The sequence below is a fragment of the Idiomarina seosinensis genome (assembly GCF_003987275.1).
Lineage (GTDB): Bacteria > Pseudomonadota > Gammaproteobacteria > Enterobacterales > Alteromonadaceae > Idiomarina > Idiomarina seosinensis.
In genome coordinates this window covers 460,448-475,680 of sequence record NZ_PIQF01000002.1, presented here as the reverse complement: position 1 = coordinate 475,680, position 15,233 = coordinate 460,448, and the positions used below count along the sequence as shown (strand labels likewise).

Annotated in this window: 15 protein-coding genes; 12 read left to right on the top strand and 3 right to left on the bottom strand. The window is 47.0% G+C overall.

Translation table 11 applies throughout. The features are described from left to right. The first annotated feature begins 90 nt into the window (after positions 1 to 90). From CWI81_RS08595 to CWI81_RS08550, 10 genes are all read left to right on the top strand, one after another. Positions 91 to 690: a thermostable hemolysin gene (locus CWI81_RS08595; protein ID WP_126784891.1), complete on the top strand. Its 600-nt coding sequence runs from the start codon at positions 91 to 93 to the stop codon at positions 688 to 690. Next, positions 687 to 2,078, top strand: coding sequence for an AMP-binding protein (locus CWI81_RS08590; protein ID WP_126784890.1), 1,392 nt, complete (start codon positions 687 to 689; stop codon positions 2,076 to 2,078). Before CWI81_RS08595 ends, CWI81_RS08590 begins: the two co-directional genes overlap by 4 nt. Then, positions 2,065 to 2,730 carry an iron-containing redox enzyme family protein gene (locus CWI81_RS08585; RefSeq protein WP_126784889.1) on the top strand — a complete coding sequence of 222 codons (666 nt, stop codon included), beginning with the start codon at positions 2,065 to 2,067 and terminating at the stop codon, positions 2,728 to 2,730. The genes CWI81_RS08590 and CWI81_RS08585 overlap by 14 nt, the downstream gene beginning before the upstream one ends. Then, positions 2,727 to 3,533, top strand: a complete 807-nt coding sequence (locus CWI81_RS08580; protein WP_126784888.1) for an SDR family oxidoreductase — start codon at positions 2,727 to 2,729, stop codon at positions 3,531 to 3,533. Before CWI81_RS08585 ends, CWI81_RS08580 begins: the two co-directional genes overlap by 4 nt. Then, positions 3,520 to 4,179, top strand: a complete 660-nt coding sequence (locus tag CWI81_RS08575) for a tetratricopeptide repeat protein (RefSeq protein ID WP_126784887.1) — start codon at positions 3,520 to 3,522, stop codon at positions 4,177 to 4,179. The genes CWI81_RS08580 and CWI81_RS08575 overlap by 14 nt, the downstream gene beginning before the upstream one ends. A 20-nt stretch (positions 4,180 to 4,199) precedes the next feature. Then, positions 4,200 to 4,862 (top strand): response regulator, encoded by a 663-nt coding sequence (locus tag CWI81_RS08570; protein ID WP_126784886.1) that lies wholly within the window; start codon positions 4,200 to 4,202, stop codon positions 4,860 to 4,862. Further along, positions 4,853 to 6,229 (top strand): histidine kinase dimerization/phospho-acceptor domain-containing protein, encoded by a 1,377-nt coding sequence (locus CWI81_RS08565; RefSeq protein WP_241970402.1) that lies wholly within the window; start codon positions 4,853 to 4,855, stop codon positions 6,227 to 6,229. The genes CWI81_RS08570 and CWI81_RS08565 overlap by 10 nt, the downstream gene beginning before the upstream one ends. A gap of 56 nt (positions 6,230 to 6,285) precedes the next feature. Next, entirely contained in the window at positions 6,286 to 6,780 is a 495-nt protein-coding gene (locus tag CWI81_RS08560) for a cytochrome b/b6 domain-containing protein (RefSeq protein ID WP_126784885.1), read from the top strand. 196 nt (positions 6,781 to 6,976) lie between these two features. Then, on the top strand, positions 6,977 to 7,231 hold the full coding sequence (locus CWI81_RS08555) for a helix-turn-helix domain-containing protein (RefSeq protein WP_126784884.1): 255 nt from the start codon (positions 6,977 to 6,979) through the stop codon (positions 7,229 to 7,231). Positions 7,232 to 7,234: 3 nt separating this feature from the next. Next, the gene (locus CWI81_RS08550; RefSeq protein ID WP_126784883.1) at positions 7,235 to 8,539 is read left to right on the top strand and encodes a type II toxin-antitoxin system HipA family toxin; all 1,305 of its coding nucleotides are present in this window, start codon (positions 7,235 to 7,237) and stop codon (positions 8,537 to 8,539) included. A 277-nt stretch (positions 8,540 to 8,816) separates the two neighbouring features. Here CWI81_RS08550 and CWI81_RS08545 read toward each other — a convergent pair whose 3' ends face one another. From CWI81_RS08545 to CWI81_RS08535, 3 genes are all read right to left on the bottom strand, one after another. Beyond that, positions 8,817 to 9,956, bottom strand: coding sequence for a serine hydrolase domain-containing protein (locus CWI81_RS08545; RefSeq protein WP_126784882.1), 1,140 nt, complete (start codon positions 9,954 to 9,956; stop codon positions 8,817 to 8,819). 188 nt (positions 9,957 to 10,144) lie between these two features. Beyond that, on the bottom strand, positions 10,145 to 13,351 hold the full coding sequence (locus CWI81_RS08540; protein ID WP_126784881.1) for a S41 family peptidase: 3,207 nt from the start codon (positions 13,349 to 13,351) through the stop codon (positions 10,145 to 10,147). Between the two features lie 149 nt (positions 13,352 to 13,500). Then, positions 13,501 to 13,917 (bottom strand): YqaA family protein, encoded by a 417-nt coding sequence (locus tag CWI81_RS08535; RefSeq protein WP_126784880.1) that lies wholly within the window; start codon positions 13,915 to 13,917, stop codon positions 13,501 to 13,503. Between the two features lie 236 nt (positions 13,918 to 14,153). Here CWI81_RS08535 and CWI81_RS12890 point away from each other — a divergent pair, with 236 nt between their 5' ends. Together CWI81_RS12890 and CWI81_RS08530 are read left to right on the top strand one after the other, a co-directional pair. Then, positions 14,154 to 14,276, top strand: a complete 123-nt coding sequence (locus tag CWI81_RS12890) for a hypothetical protein (RefSeq protein WP_276567844.1) — start codon at positions 14,154 to 14,156, stop codon at positions 14,274 to 14,276. A gap of 147 nt (positions 14,277 to 14,423) precedes the next feature. After that, on the top strand, positions 14,424 to 15,194 hold the full coding sequence (locus CWI81_RS08530; protein ID WP_126784879.1) for an SDR family NAD(P)-dependent oxidoreductase: 771 nt from the start codon (positions 14,424 to 14,426) through the stop codon (positions 15,192 to 15,194). The last annotated feature ends 39 nt before the right edge of the window (positions 15,195 to 15,233 follow it).

Genomic DNA, 15,233 nt, shown 5'->3' with positions numbered 1-15,233 from the left:
ACTGCAACTTAAGCTTTCCTTAAGTCTTTATTTATAAAGTGACAGCATCGAAGCTGTTTCAGCCTCAGGGCTGACTTAAGGAGTAAATAGATGCGCCACTGCTGGATATTACCGGATCATCCGTTACGTGAGCAGGTTGAATCATTTATTTGTGAACGTTACTGGCTTAACTTCAATGCCTGTCTGCGCTCTTTGCCGCGTTTACTTATCGCTGTATTCGATGACGCTAAGCTGATTGCCGCGTGCGGAGTTCAGTTGGCTGACGAACAGCCGCTATTTTCGCAAGCGTATTTAACCAAACCTATTACTGGCTATCAGGTGAACTCCAGACCTCTGCCTCCCCCGGAGCGCGTGGCAGAAGTTGGGTCAATGGCGGCATTAGCTCCGAGTTACTTACCCTTATTATTTCGTGCGGTAGTTAGACTTCTGAACTCGCATAACCGAACGGCTGTGATATTTACCGCCACTCGCGCGCTGCAAAAGTACTTTAGTCGTCTGGGTATCGCATTAACAGCATTAGAAACCGCACAACAAAGCGCGCTATCTGAGTCAACACGAGACTTCTGGGGCAACTATTACCAGCATCAGCCGGTGGTGTTGGCCGGGTGGTTAGAGCAAGGCGGCGTTTTTGAACAGCTTATTACGACACAAGATTCAAATCATGTCTCTGTTCGCGAGGTTGCCTTATGAATGCTTTGTTCCAACGAATACAGCAGCAGGCGGTAACTGCTCCTGATGCAATTGCACTGTCCTCTGAACAGCAAAAGCTGAGTTACCAAGCGCTTGTAGACGCGGTTTATAAACGAGTTGATCAGCTTAACCGGGAACCTCAGAGAATATTTCTTTTACAAACCCCAGACCCTATTGCATGGGTGATTGAAGATTTAGCGCTCATGCTGGCTAATAAGGTATGCATACCGGTGCCGCCATTTTTCAGTCAGCAACAGCAGGCCTACTTACAGAAAAAGGTAAGTGATAACAAACCGCTTCCGCCTGGAACATCAAAAGTTACTTTTACTTCAGGTAGTACCGGCGAACCCAAAGGTGTCTGCTTATCTGTCGAAAACCAACTCAACACGGTTGCTGCTTTGGCTGAGCGTGTTAGTGAGGTTAGTGTCAATCGCCACATGGTTATTATGCCGTTATCTATTCTTCTGGAGAATATTGCGGGTGTTTATCTGGCATTGTGGCTAGGAGCAGAAGTTTTGCTTTTTAAAGGCGAAACACTAGGGCTGAAAGGCTCGTCCTCAATACACGCTAATACGTTCTTTTCGGCATTATCTCACTATCAACCCGATAGCTTAATTCTCACGCCGGCGTTGCTTAATGCTCTTGTTGAAGGAGCTAAACGCGGGGCTATTGATGCGAAACAGTTCAAGTTACTCGCCGTCGGTGGTGCTCGTCTGAGTGCAACACTTGAACGACAAGCACTGGCGTTGGGGCTACCAGTTGTTCAGGGGTATGGGTTATCTGAATTCAGTTCGGTGGTTGCGCTGAATTCGCCTACTGCGGTCGCGCCAGGAACTGTTGGACATCCTCTGAACCATGCCGTTGTCACAATACGCGATGGGGATGTGGTCGTCAGAGGAAACAGCATGCTGGGTTATTGGGACAGCCCTGAAAGCTGGTTTCCCAGCGAGATTAACACAGGCGATTTAGGGCAGTTTGATGAAGACGGGCGATTAATTATTTTAGGGCGACGCAAACACATCATTGTGAATGCCTATGGCCGTAATATTGACCCTGAGTGGTTAGAGGCAGAGCTGTGCAGTCAGCAAGCGATTCACCAAGCGGCAGTATTTGGCGATGAAGAAACACCGCTGACAGCTTTGGTGGTGTTAACGAGCCCTTCAACAGCTGAACAGGTTAGCTCGATTATTTATCAGGTAAACCAACAACTCCCGGACTACGCCCGTATCCAACGCTATGTTGTTTTGAAAGAACCTTTCACCGTCAGCAACGGTTTGTTAACCGGCACCGGGCGCTTACGACGTCTCGCTATCAAAGACGCTTATCAGGTTGTTATTGACCCTAAAACCTATTCATCTGTTAACGAGGTATACGATGAAGTTCTTTAATACTTTATGCGAACAAACCCAAAACGAACAACGCTATTTACTGAGCGCGCCTGCCATTCAACAAGCGTTGCAGGGTGAGATAACCATAGAAAGGTATCGTGCTTTTTTAACTCAGGCTTACCACCACGTTAAGCACACCACGCCATTATTAATGCGTTGTGGCAGCAAACTCTCGTTTCGGGATGAGTGGCTGCGTAAAGCAGTCATCGAGTATATCAATGAAGAATATGGCCATGAACGCTGGATACTTAATGATATTAAGGCGGCTGGCGGTGACGTTGAAGTCGCGCAGTCGAGTGAACCACATACATCAACCCAAGCGATGGTATCACTGGTTTATCAAGCTATCGACAATGAGCACCCTGCGGCATTTTTCGGCATGGCGCATGTGCTGGAAGGCACTAGCGTTAAGCTGGCAACACAGGCTGCTGGCAAAACAAAAGGCGCACTGCAATTACCAGACTCTGCGTTCAGTTATTTATTATCGCACGGTGACTTAGACCAGGAGCATGTGCAGTTTTTTGAACAGCTGATGAACCAAGTGACCGATGAAAAAGCTCAGCAAGTCATTGTGCGTACAGCGAAGCATGTTTATCGGCTTTACGGTGACATGTTTCGCGCTCTTCCTGAACTGGCCGGAGAGCCGCTATGAGTCAGTTTAATTGGCAACAGCAAACTATTGTACTAACCGGTGCGGCGGGCGGACTTGGTCAAGCCCTTGCCGAAGCACTGAGTCAACGAGGGGCCAGGCTTATTATGGTAGGGCGCACCAGTGGCACGCTTGACGCTCTGGCAAAGCGGCTTAATCAGACGTCATTTGAGGCTGACTTGACCCAACAGAGTGAACGTGCGCGGCTGCTTAAATTTATAACAGAGCAGGGCGCAGCGGTAACCGGATTAATTAACAATGCCGCAGTCACTCATGAAGGCTTGTTCGGTAATGCTACTGCCGATGATATTGAGCGTGTCATTACTACGAACTTAATGGTGCCCATTGCATTGACTCATGATTTTCTGCCGGTGTTAAGCGCAAATAAAGGGTGGGTGTTAAATATCGGCTCGGTATTCGGTGCTATCGGTTTTCCGGGGCAAAGCCTTTACTGTGCCAGTAAATTCGGCTTGCGAGGCTTTAGCGAAGCGTTGAATAGGGAGTTGCTGAACAGCGATATTAATGTGATGTACGCAGCCCCACGTGCCATTAAGACCTCACTGAATAATGGTTTGATTAGCCGGTTAAATACAACACTAAAAACGAAACAGGATGCTCCGCAGCAGGTTGCGCAGCAGCTTGCCACTCAAATAGAGAACCAATCGTGGTTGCGAACACTCGGATGGCCGGAGCGGCTATTTGTTCGCCTAAACGGGCTGTGGCCTGAACAGGTAGGACGGAGTTTGAAAAAAGCACGAGATACTTTATATCAATTACTTGAGGAATACCGCCATGAAAAGCACTAAATTATACGCATTTGTTCTAATTGGTTTATTGGGGCTACCAGCGTTATCGGCTGAATTTAATAGCAGCGATAACAGCCAGAAACGCTTGCATGACCTTCAGCAGCGCTGGGCAACGGTGAATTATCAGTTAGAAAATGACAGACAAAAGCAAGAGTTTGAAGCGCTTGTCGCAGATGCTCAGCAGTGGGTTGAGCAAGAACCTGAGTCCGCTCCCGCACACATATGGTTGGGTATTATTAAAAGCACTTACGCAGGTGCAAAAGGTGGGTTAGGAGCGCTGAGTTTGGCGAAAGAGTCGAAAAAGTCGCTGGAGAAAGCGCTTGAGTTAGATCCGAATGCGCTCGATGGTTCAGCCTATGCCTCTCTAGGCACCTTGTATTATAAAGTTCCGGGTTGGCCGTTCGGATTTGGTGACGATGATAAGGCCCAGCAACTGCTGGAAAAAGCCTTAACAATTAACCCCGGTGGCATTGACCCTAACTACTTTTACGCTGATTATTGGTTTGAGCACGGCAATTACGCAAAGGCAGAGCATTACGCTCAAAAAGCATTAAAAGCGGCTCCCAGACCTGAACGACCATTAGCGGACGAAGCCCGTCGTGCCGAGGTGAATCAGTTGTTGGCTAAAATACAACGCGAACAATAAATAGTAAGGATATTGGCTACATGGATCTATTGTTGGTTGAAGATGATGCAATGCTCGGGCAAGCCGTTGAACTCGGTTTGTCCGAGCGGCAATTTAACGTGCAATGGGTTCGTACTGGTGCGGCTGCTATTAGTGAGAGTCAGCGGGTTAATTACGATGTCGTTGTGCTTGACCTGGGTCTGCCCGATTTAGATGGTAGTCGCGTATTGTCCTCCTTGCGTAAAAAAGGACAAGTGCTGCCGGTATTGGTGCTGACAGCGAGAGATGACAGCGCAGAAACTGTAAAGCTGCTGGATCTTGGGGCTGATGATTACATGATAAAGCCTTTTGATATGAACGAGCTTGCCGCGAGACTGCGCGCCTTAGTAAGGCGTCAACGAGGCTATGCAACACCAGAGTTGGTTTGCGGGCCTATTAGCCTGGATGAGGTGAATTTTCAGGTGCTTGTTAATCAGCAGCCAGTGAACTTGTCGAAACGTGAATTTGAGTTGTTGCGTGCAATGATGGCTGCGCCGGAGCGTGTTCATAGTCGCGATAAGCTGGAGCAAGTCGTTTTTCGTAATGAGCAGCAGGTAGAGAGTAATGCATTGGAAGTGCATGTCCACAACTTGCGCAAAAAGCTTGGTAATAAGGAGTGGGTGCAGACCATTCGCGGCGTGGGGTATCGTTTAGCATGTGGCTAAAGAGTAGGGTAAAAACGAAACTCAACTCGATACGTCGGCGAATTCTTGTCGCTGTTTCCGCCGTTTATTTGTTGAGTGCGACGGTATCTGCTATATGGATTTACGCAGAGATAAGTCACGAGGTTGATGAGCTATTTGATGCAGAGATGGTTCAGCAGGCAAAAACGCTATTGGCATTGTTGCCGCGCGATGGAGCTGGCGTGGCGCGTGAAATAACTATTAGTCGTATCAATGCGCATTCATACGAAGACAAGCTCTCCTATCGTATTGAGACGAGGGACGGCGAGCGCATAATGCAAACGGAAGGATCTTTGGATCCCTCTGTTATACCTTTCAAAGAAGGTTTTTCAGTTAAAGCGGTAGACAATGACCTTTGGCATAGCCTCGGTTTAACTTCTCCAGCTAGAGATTACCGTATTCTTCTCTTGCAGCAAGATGAATTTCGTTCTGAAATACGCGGTGATCTGACGACTGATATGGTTGTGCCTATCTTAACGTTATTACCGCTAATGTTGTGGCTAGGTTGGTGGACTATAAACCAAAATTTTGCCAGTTTCAGAAGGCTGGCAGAAGAACTTAGACGCAAGCGTTCAGATGATTACAGGCCGTTCATTGAGTCGAATGATGCCGAGGAAGTGTCGTTGGTGAAAGGGGCGTTAAATCATTATCTGACGCGTATTGAGCAGACATTTTTGCGCGAAAAGCAGTTTTCTGCGGATGCCGCGCATGAGCTCAGAACGCCACTGGCGAGCCTGAAAGCGCAGTTGCAAAATCAGTGGCAAAAGGCTTCAACTCAGCAGCAAAAAGAAGAGCTGAAATCTCTTTTAGCCAGTACTGATAGGTTAGTAAGTCTGGTCGAAAGCCTGCTTTTACTTTCCAAAACGGAACTACCGCCACAGCATTGGAAGCAGGTCAATGCTGCCGCTACTCTTCGGCAGGTCATTTCAGATTATTACCAGTGGGCTGATTCGCGGCAGTTAGTGATGGATGTCAACCTTCCCAACACCGTTTTATGGCGCTCAGAAGAGCGTTATCTAACGATGTTATTCAGTAACCTTGTTGATAATGCGATTAAATATGCAGCACCTCAATCGTCGATTGACATTCAATGCCATGGCTCTTCATTTACGATACGCAATCGTATTGAAAAATCTCACCATGTTGACGCTAAACGACTGACCGAGCGTTTTTATCGTGGTGGGCAGTTGAGAGAAGAAGGCGCTGGATTGGGTCTGAGTATTGTCAGTAATTTAGCCAAACAGTTAGGGTTAAAGTTGACTCTTGCTCTTGAAGACGATTGGTTTGTTGCAAAAGTTGAGGCTGATCAAGCATTGCTTGAAAAGCCTGGAATCTCCAGAAAGCCTTAATGTTGGCTTAATATTGTCCTGTTACTCTGAAGTCAATGACTAGAAGGAGTAACATTATGGATAGGCATTATTCACCATTATCGCGCATATTGCACTGGCTAGGCGCCATGGCAGTTATTGTCATGCTGACACTCGGGTTTATGATGTTTTTTGCTGACTCCCGGGAGGTAAAACATTTTTCTGAAGCTGCCCACATTGGTGTTGGCTTTTTTGCCTTCTTATTAATAGGCTGGCGCAGTGTATTACGACTGTATCAGGGGTTCCCTGAGCCGGCCCACACTTCCACAGAAAGGGTTGCCAGATACCTTCATTACGCTCTGCTATTAACAATGCTGATTTTAATTGTAACGGGACCACTGTATTTATTTACTGAAAATGAGTCACTGTCAGTTTTTGGTTGGTTTGCCGTATCATTTGACTTGAGAGTTCTCGAGTGGATTCATGAACCGGCAGAGGAAGTGCACAAGGTAGTGGGTACTTATATATTGCCGTCGCTACTGATATTACACATTGGTGGTGGGGTTCGCCATTTCTATAAACAGCGCAATTAACTCGCGTTACGCTGCGCGAGTTAAACCGTTTGGGGGAGTCCAATTATAGTGGTGTCGTGGTTAACAAAATCTGGCCAACTATTTTTACTTTGTAGCGTATACCTCTCCAATATACGGTCTAGAGTATACTTGCTAATATTACGCTTTACCGTATACTTAAAATCTAATCTGAACGGCGACTATCCGGATAAATACCATGAATATCACAAGACCTGAGCAGCTTAGCGCTTTTATCAAGGACTACCGCAGTAAAAGTGGCCTCACCCAGTCTGATATTGCAAAGCTTGTGGGTATTCGTGTTGCCACAGTATCGGATTTCGAGAATAAACCCCAATCCTGCAAACTAGAAACCTTCTTTAAAATTCTGGCTGCGCTTAATTTAAAAATAGATATAGATACGCGAGACTCCGGAAGCCAAGTCGGTTCATCAGAATGGACTGAAGAGTGGTAAACAATGGATAAGCTAGATGTTTACATGAACGGCTTAAAAGTGGGTGAGTACGCGCGTAGCCGCACTGGGGCGAATACGTTTACCTATAATGAAAGCTGGCTGGAGTCGCCGGGGCGACGCTGTATATCACTATCATTGCCGCTTCGGAGCAATCCCTATGCGGGGCCGGAAGTTTATAATTATTTTGACAACCTACTTCCCGACTCCCGGGAAATTCGAGAGCGCATCGTTGCGCGTTTTCAAGCTGACTCTACTGAGCCATTTGATATTTTAAGCCAAATCGGACGCGACTGTGTTGGCGCCATACAGCTCTTACCTCATAAGGCACAGCCCCCCAATGTAAAGCGCATTGACATGAGTCCCCTATCTGAAAAACAACTAGCGAAAATCCTGAGGGGATATCAATCTAAAACCCCGCTGGGTATGTTAAAAGATGAGGCGGATTTCCGTATTTCTCTTGCAGGTGCTCAGGAAAAAACAGCATTACTGCTTCATAAAGGGCAGTGGTGCTTGCCACACAACGCGACACCCACAACTCACATTATCAAGCTACCCATCGGTGAGATACAGTCTCATGACCGAGTTATTGACATGAGGCATAGCGTTGAGAACGAATATTTGTGCCTGCAAATTGCAAAAGCTTATGGGTTCGAAGCCGCAAATTGCGAAATAATTACACCTGATGGCGTAAAAGCGCTTGCCGTAGAGCGTTTTGACCGAAAGCAAAGTCCAGACGGATCATGGATAATACGTCTTCCGCAAGAAGACTTTTGCCAGGCCACTGGTACATCACCGGCAAGAAAATATGAAACACATGGTGGCTCGACAGTTTCGCAAATTATGAAAGAGCTGCTAGGGTCGGTTAAACCTATTGAGGAGCGTTATACCTTCATGCGTGCGCAAGTCTTATTTTGGCTGCTGGGCGCGACAGACGGCCATGCCAAAAACTTTTCTGTTTTCATAGAACGTGAAAACCGATATCGCTTAACGCCACTCTACGATATCCTGTCGGCGTTTCCTGCTATTAATAAAAAGGGTTTGCACGAAAAAGATCTGAAGCTTGCCATGTCGCTTAAGGGTAGCCATGGAAGAAAGCATGAATGCCGAATGATCCGTCGAGAGCACTTCCTGGCAACCGCTAAAGAGGTTGGCTTCAGCCAAGACTCCATGAACGAGATATTAGACGATATGGCTGCAAGGACTGAGAGTGTCATAGAACAGGTTACTCGCGACTTACCTGAGTCGTTCCCCAGCTTTATTGCTGAGCCAATTTTCAATGGTATGCGCAGGTACAGCCAACGACTTTAGAGTTCGCTCGATAAAATGAGAAATAAAGAGCACACAGTGAGCACTAGATCTGACCACCAAAAAAAGTGGTTTCGGCACTGATATCAGGCTATTTGATGTCGAAAAATTTCGACATCGAAACTCAGGTTTTTGAACGCGAAGATAAATTTTTGTAACGACTAAAGGTCAAATTTTCTACGCAAAAGTTCAGCCGGGAAAGCGAAAAATTGACCTGCGCTACGACGAGCAATATTACGCACCTACGTCCGCTGCAACAATTGTTATGCGATTATTTAACCTATTCCCAACACCTGTAACCGTCGCTGGGGATGGAAGAGTCGGCGGCGTGAGCGGCTTCCCACCCAAGCGAAAGTGGATGCAGCGCATTTGACGTATCTTCACGATTAGTCAGTACGATAACCGATAGTCCGGTGTCGACATCTCTAATATAAGCCGTACCGGAATAGCCACCATGATTGAGGATGCGGCGCCCATTCACGATCAACACTTGCCAGCCACGGGCATAGCCCCAAGTGTCGCATTGCCGGCCAGTATCGAACGGACGCTGGATCTGCCATGTGGCTTCCAGCGCCTTCCGATTGATAAGCTTCGGGTTCGAAAGTTCCGCCTCCCAGCGAATCAAGTCGTCAAGTGAGGACATCACACCAAAGTGGGACGTCAGAGCAAACTGCCAAACTCGGCGATTTCGTTGTAGCTTGCCGTTACTCCAAGCATAGCCCTGCGCCAAGTGCGGTACAATCTTCCGCTGATCCAAGAGATGCGTCTGATCCATGCCCAGAGGCCGAAAGAAGGTAGCTTCCATGAATTCTGCGTACGACTGCCCCGAGACCTCTTCGATAATGATACCGAGCAAAAAATATCCCTGGTCAGAATAGTTCCAATCGGTGCCTGGGTCCGCTAGCATAGACGTGCTTTTCGCCGATGCCAGCATGTCGTCACGCGAATATTCGAGCAGGAGCACATCGTGCTCCGTCCGCTCGAAGCGATGGGTAAGTCCGGCCGTGTGGCTCAAAAGCTGATCGACCGTAATCTTGTCCCAAGCTGGAGGCGCGTCCTCGATCCAATCAACGAGTCGGTCGTTAAGGCTCAAACGCTCTTCCTCCACCAGTGTCATCACCGCTAGAGCCGTCATCTGTTTAGTCAAAGACGCAATCTCGAAAACGGTTTGTGTGGTAACGGGTATTTCGTGAGCGAGGTTTGCCATGCCGTGGGTGCTTACATGCAAAGGCTGGCCTGCGCGTATGACGGTGATCGCGGCTCCAGGGAAATGCCCTTCTTCCATTAGAGTATTGATCCTCGTGTCGACCCGCTCGATATGAGGCAACTGAGAAATGTTTTTAGCATCTACTCCATCCACGAGAATAATGAAGAGGGTGAATGCAAAGACAGAATGCCAAATCGCGACTCTGAATGTCATCGGTGAATCTCCATAGTCAACTTAACACCAGATAATGGGCTAAAAATAGTGAGATAGCCATACGAATGTTTTTCAAGCTACTTGCGACACATTAAAGTGCTCTCTGGAGGTATCGGATAGGGTAAAACAAAAAAGGTGAACCCCTTTTAAAGAGTTCACTTTTCATATTTAAACGCTAATTGACTGCATTATAGTGTCTTAATAAGCTCATCAACCGCACGTTTTAACTGAGGATCTACTTTTTTGGCTTTGTAAGCCGGTGGATTAAATACCTCAATATCCGGCTGTGCTGGGGTAAAGTCCATATTGGCGTCGGAGTCTTTAACCCACCAGCCTCTAAACGGCATCCTGATAATCGATCCATCAACGAGACGCTCCGCGCCAGTACTGATGACGGCGCCAAAAGTGGGGCGACCAACCAACTTGCCAATGCCTAATGATTTATAGGCATGGGAGAAGATCTCAGCATTCGAGTAGCTATTTTCGTTACTCATTGCAATGGATGGCTTAGTCCACGCGGATAACGGTAACCGTTCAGAGTAGGGATACTTGTCTCTAAATTTCTTTTGGTCTTTGTCCAGGTCGTCCGTGGCGCCACGCGGAATTGTGTAAGCATGCTGCTCAACATTTAATACCGCCATCAGGTAGTCGGTCGTCCAGCCGCCGCCGTTATAGCGCACGTCAATCACGATACCTTCTTTGCCGTAACCAGCGGCCATTAGTTCGCGTTCAAAGCGTTCAAAGCTGGTCCAGTTCATGCCGCGGATATGCAAGTAACCCAGGCGTCCATCAGAATACTCATCGGTCATCGCTCGGCGTGTGTCGACCCAGTTGTCGTACTTTTCGTCACGTAAACTGGTTGTTGGCCATAACACCACTTCCGTATCTTGACCGTCCCGTTTTACATTCAGCAGAACACGTTGGTTGGCATCGCCATTTAATGCCGCATAAAAGTTCATGTTGCTGACAGGCTGTTGGTTCACATGCGTAATGATGTCATCGATTTGCAGGCGACTGTCATCGCGCGCCGCCGGACTATTATGCAACACGGAGGCAACCGATAATCCAGCATCGGTGGGCAAAAGTTCGACGCCCACTAAACCGGTTTTTGTTTCTTGTGTCTGCTTTTGGTTCTCACCACGATACAAGCCCATATGGCTCGCATTGACCTGACCCAGCATTAAATTGAAGATGTACTGAAAGTCTTCTTTCGTTGATGCTTTCAATGCTAAAGGACGATATTTTTCTTTCAGTTCCTGCCAGTCATTGTCATGGAACTCAGGATCGTAGAATCCGGCGTTCAGTGCTTGCCAGGCTTCATCAAAGATCTGTTTGCGTTCAGCCATGTGTTCAATGGTTTGCTGAGACACGGTCGGTAAGGCTTCGGATTCGTCTTTTTTGGTGTCAATTTTGACTAACTGGCCTTTACCGGTTAACGCAAACAAGTGTTTTCCGTCTTTGCTTAACGATAAGCTGCGTGGTCTTTTATTACCCTCAATGACATGCTTTTTGTCTTCACCGTTCCACTTAATCTTGAATAAGTCCTGGTCCATTTTAAAGTTTTGACGACCGGAACCACCAATAGTGTAATAAACGTGATCGCCTTCTTTGTCGAATGCTAAGCCGGACTCATTACCTGCAAAACGCGTGACTTGGACCAGTCGCTCATAAATGTCGTTCAGGTCAATCTGCATGGGTTCAGCATCTTTCACTGTCGTCGCTGACGCTTCTTCATCTTTTTTAGCGTCATCAGGTTTGGCTACAAGTTCATCGCGTTTCCACTCTTCTTGAGAGCGCTGCCAGTCGCTTTCTTTTAACCATGCAAACCAAATGTCGTAGTCGCCATTGTTACGCATTGAGGTAAAGCCAAGCTTACTGCCATCTGGCGACCAAACTGGGTTGTAATCACCTTTCGGATGCATACTGACATTAACTGGCTTTTGCGAGTTATCTGCTGCATGAATAAAGATTTCGCTGTTAAATGACAAATCAGATTTTGCATAAGCCAACCAGTTACTGTCCGGTGACCAGCTTACACCACTAGGTGTCGCCCAACCGTCTAATAAAACAGTCGTGTTGGTTAGTGATTTGTCTTCGGCAACGTCCGCGACAATTAACTTACCGCGCCCTTCGCGGTAGGAAACTCTTTTGCCGTCAGGAGAAACTAAAGGTTCACGCTCCTGTGCATCAGTACGAGTTATCGGCGTTATAGAATGCTTTAACGACTTAAATAAGTTAGGCTCTCCAGAGTCCGCCGATGTAACAGCGAAAATATCGTTTTGGCCATCACGGTCAGAAACAAACAATAAGGTATTGTCGTCTAACCAAGTCACGTCTCTGTCTCTTGCGGCGCCGGTTGTTAACCTTACCGAACGCTCATCGTCTTTATCGTTACGCTTAACAAACAAATCACCACGTACGGCATAAGAAATCAACTTGCCATTAGGGGAAACGCTATATTCATCAAGTGAGTCTTTCGTTGACTTTTGAGTGACAGGATCAAACCGAAAATCAGTAGGAATGGAGAGGTCAAGTGATTTGCTTTGACCACCCGTAATTAGCTTCACTTTATCAGCTGCTTGATACACAAGGCTGTTTGCTTGCTCATCGATACTAAAATGCTCGACACCAAACTCACGTTCGTTAGTAACTTGTGTTGCTTTGGTAGCGTCGAGCTTTTGCTTAAACACATTGTATTTACCCGCACGGGCAGAGATAAAGTACAGCTCATTATTGCTCGACCATTGAGGCATAAAGTCATTGCCATCAAAGTCCGTTAACTGCTGGTACTCATCGGTCTCGGTGTCATAAACCCAAATATTTCGGTTAGCGGGGCCACGGTAATCCTCGCGTGATACTCTGGCCGTACTGCGCACTAAGGCGACTTTTTTGCCATCGGGTGATACCACAGCATCAAAGCCTAAGGCATCCATAAAACGGAACTCTGTTGCGTCACCTGTCGGTGCAACGCTATAAACCTCCCACTCGCGCTCAACTTCAGCGTACAAGCGGCGAGTATTAAATAGTACCTGGTTATCGTTGTTGAACCCTAAAACCCGATCCGGGGCACTATGATACGTCAGGCGATCCGGACGACCACCTTGGCTTGGCATAATAAATACATCATCATTACCAAAACGGTCGCTACTGAATGCGATGGATTTACCATCTTTTGACCACTTCGGTGAGCTTTCGTAGCCCTCATGGATGGTTAAGCGATTGGGATTAGAACCGGACGTCGACATTGTCCAAATATCGCCTTGGTAACTAAATGCAACTTGAGTCCCGTCGGGGCTGATTTCGGGTTGCATAATTAAAGGTTGTTCCGACGAGCCACCAGACGCAGATGCGCCAAATGCCGCAGAAACAAGGAGGCTTGTAACCAAACGTTTCATAGTAAGTTGCCTGTTTTAGTTAGTACTCTTAGTACGGTAATGCAAGTAAGTTAATATATTTGGTTTACATATTCATGCAGAGTCGTTGGAGCGACGACGAAAAGCGATAGAGTGCCACCGGGGTTCTGGAACAGGCCGTAAACAGAGCTTTAAAACATCTGCGTGATCCCCAGTAAAATAGCGTAGCGGCCAGATTTACTAATAAACACCAGAGTTAAAAATTGCCAGAAGCTTAATCGCAGCATTCCGGCGATAAAGGTGAGAGGATCACCAATGAACGGTGCCCAGGCCATTAGCAGTGACCATTTGCCGAAGCGTTCAAACCATTGATGACCACGGGCAAGGGATGCTGGTTTGAATGGAAACCAGCGGCGATCCTGATACTGCACCAAAAACCGCCCCAGAATATAGTTAACCACTGAACCCAGCGTATTGCCGACTGAAGCCAACCACCAGATTATCCAAACATCGTATTCCATCCGCTGGGCAGCCACTACCACAAACTCAGATTGAGCCGGCAGTATTGTGGCGGCCAAAAATGCCGTCAGAAATATACTTAAGTACATAGAGACTTAGCGACTGCGATCAGCGCTCCGTAAACATCAAAGGCGATGATTTTCATTATTGTAATTCCAGTCTTTTGTTTTGTTCACTACGTCTTTTACGGCGAAGGGTTGGTAAAAGATGACAATATTGCTTTGCGCTATGTGCGGTAACGAACAGACGTAGTGTCGACAGCTATCTATAATTCAGGACAGCGTCATAATTGAGTGATGCTGATAAGCTCTTAAAGGAGTTAATAATGGATACGCAAAAAAATCAAGGTTCACAAACGCCGAACAAACCTGGTGAGCAAAAGCAAGCTACCCCTGGCCAGCAACAAGGTCAGAAGCAACCTCAACCAACACCGGCAAAAAAAGCGTAATTAGTTACGCAATTCAGAGCCCAGCCATTTGCGCTGGGTTTTTTTTGTCTGGTATTTGCTGGGTATTTTAGGTTTTAGCATATCTCTCCAAGCTATGCTAAACCTTTCAAGTAGGACTGGGCATAATAGGTATGAGAGGAAACTCGAATGAACAGAGTAGAAGGCAAAGTTGCAGTAGTGACTGGCGGGGCGTTGGGCATTGGCCAAGCTATCTGCATAGCGCTAGCTAAAGAAGGGGCCAAAATCGCTGTTACTGACATCGACGACGAAAATGGCGCAAAGGTCGTCGATGAAATTAGAGCCGCAGGCGGAACAGCGCACTATTGGCATATTGATACCTCTGACGAAGACAATGTAAATACTGTATTTTTCGACATAGCCAAGGAATATGGCGCTATAGACGTCCTGGTTAATAATGCAGGTATTGCTGGGGTGAACAAGCCAACTCATGAAGTGACTAAGGATGAATGGGAAAACGTCATTGGCGTTAATGTGAACGGCGTATTTTTTTGTACCAAGTATGCGATCCCGCAAATGAAACAGGCAGGCGCTGGCAGTATCATTAACTTGTCGTCAATTTATGGCCTGATAGGAGCCGCAGACCTACCTCCGTATCACGCGTCTAAAGGGGCTGTCAGATTGATGAGCAAAAATGATGCGCTGTTTTACGCAAAAGACAAAATCAGAGTTAATTCGGTCCATCCTGGTTTTATTTGGACTCCGCTTGTTGAACAGCTCGGCAAAGAGTCACCGGGAGGTGTTGATGAGTTTCGACAGCAGCTGGATAAACGTCATCCTATAGGACATGTCGGAGAACCTGAGGATATCGCTTATGCCGTAGTGTATTTGGCTTCTGACGAATCGAAGTTTGTTACTGGCACGGAGTTGGTGATCGATGGCGGTTATACGGCTCAGTAAAGAGGCAGCATAGGGGAAGCAATCGTTTACCTAGGGAGT

Excerpts from the sequence above, each read along its gene's own strand:
- CWI81_RS08545 (WP_126784882.1), bottom strand. The coding sequence starts at position 9,956 with ATGACATTCAGAGTCGCGATTTGGCATTCTGTCTTTGCATTCACCCTC.
- CWI81_RS08550 (WP_126784883.1), top strand. The coding sequence starts at position 7,235 with ATGGATAAGCTAGATGTTTACATGAACGGCTTAAAAGTGGGTGAGTAC.
- CWI81_RS08540 (WP_126784881.1), bottom strand. The coding sequence starts at position 13,351 with ATGAAACGTTTGGTTACAAGCCTCCTTGTTTCTGCGGCATTTGGCGCA.
- CWI81_RS08530 (WP_126784879.1), top strand. The coding sequence starts at position 14,424 with ATGAACAGAGTAGAAGGCAAAGTTGCAGTAGTGACTGGCGGGGCGTTG.
- CWI81_RS08595 (WP_126784891.1), top strand. The coding sequence starts at position 91 with ATGCGCCACTGCTGGATATTACCGGATCATCCGTTACGTGAGCAGGTT.
- CWI81_RS08565 (WP_241970402.1), top strand. The coding sequence starts at position 4,853 with ATGTGGCTAAAGAGTAGGGTAAAAACGAAACTCAACTCGATACGTCGG.
- CWI81_RS08580 (WP_126784888.1), top strand. The coding sequence starts at position 2,727 with ATGAGTCAGTTTAATTGGCAACAGCAAACTATTGTACTAACCGGTGCG.
- CWI81_RS08560 (WP_126784885.1), top strand. The coding sequence starts at position 6,286 with ATGGATAGGCATTATTCACCATTATCGCGCATATTGCACTGGCTAGGC.
- CWI81_RS08535 (WP_126784880.1), bottom strand. The coding sequence starts at position 13,917 with ATGTACTTAAGTATATTTCTGACGGCATTTTTGGCCGCCACAATACTG.
- CWI81_RS08555 (WP_126784884.1), top strand. The coding sequence starts at position 6,977 with ATGAATATCACAAGACCTGAGCAGCTTAGCGCTTTTATCAAGGACTAC.
- CWI81_RS12890 (WP_276567844.1), top strand. The coding sequence starts at position 14,154 with ATGGATACGCAAAAAAATCAAGGTTCACAAACGCCGAACAAACCTGGT.
- CWI81_RS08585 (WP_126784889.1), top strand. The coding sequence starts at position 2,065 with ATGAAGTTCTTTAATACTTTATGCGAACAAACCCAAAACGAACAACGC.
- CWI81_RS08570 (WP_126784886.1), top strand. The coding sequence starts at position 4,200 with ATGGATCTATTGTTGGTTGAAGATGATGCAATGCTCGGGCAAGCCGTT.
- CWI81_RS08590 (WP_126784890.1), top strand. The coding sequence starts at position 687 with ATGAATGCTTTGTTCCAACGAATACAGCAGCAGGCGGTAACTGCTCCT.
- CWI81_RS08575 (WP_126784887.1), top strand. The coding sequence starts at position 3,520 with ATGAAAAGCACTAAATTATACGCATTTGTTCTAATTGGTTTATTGGGG.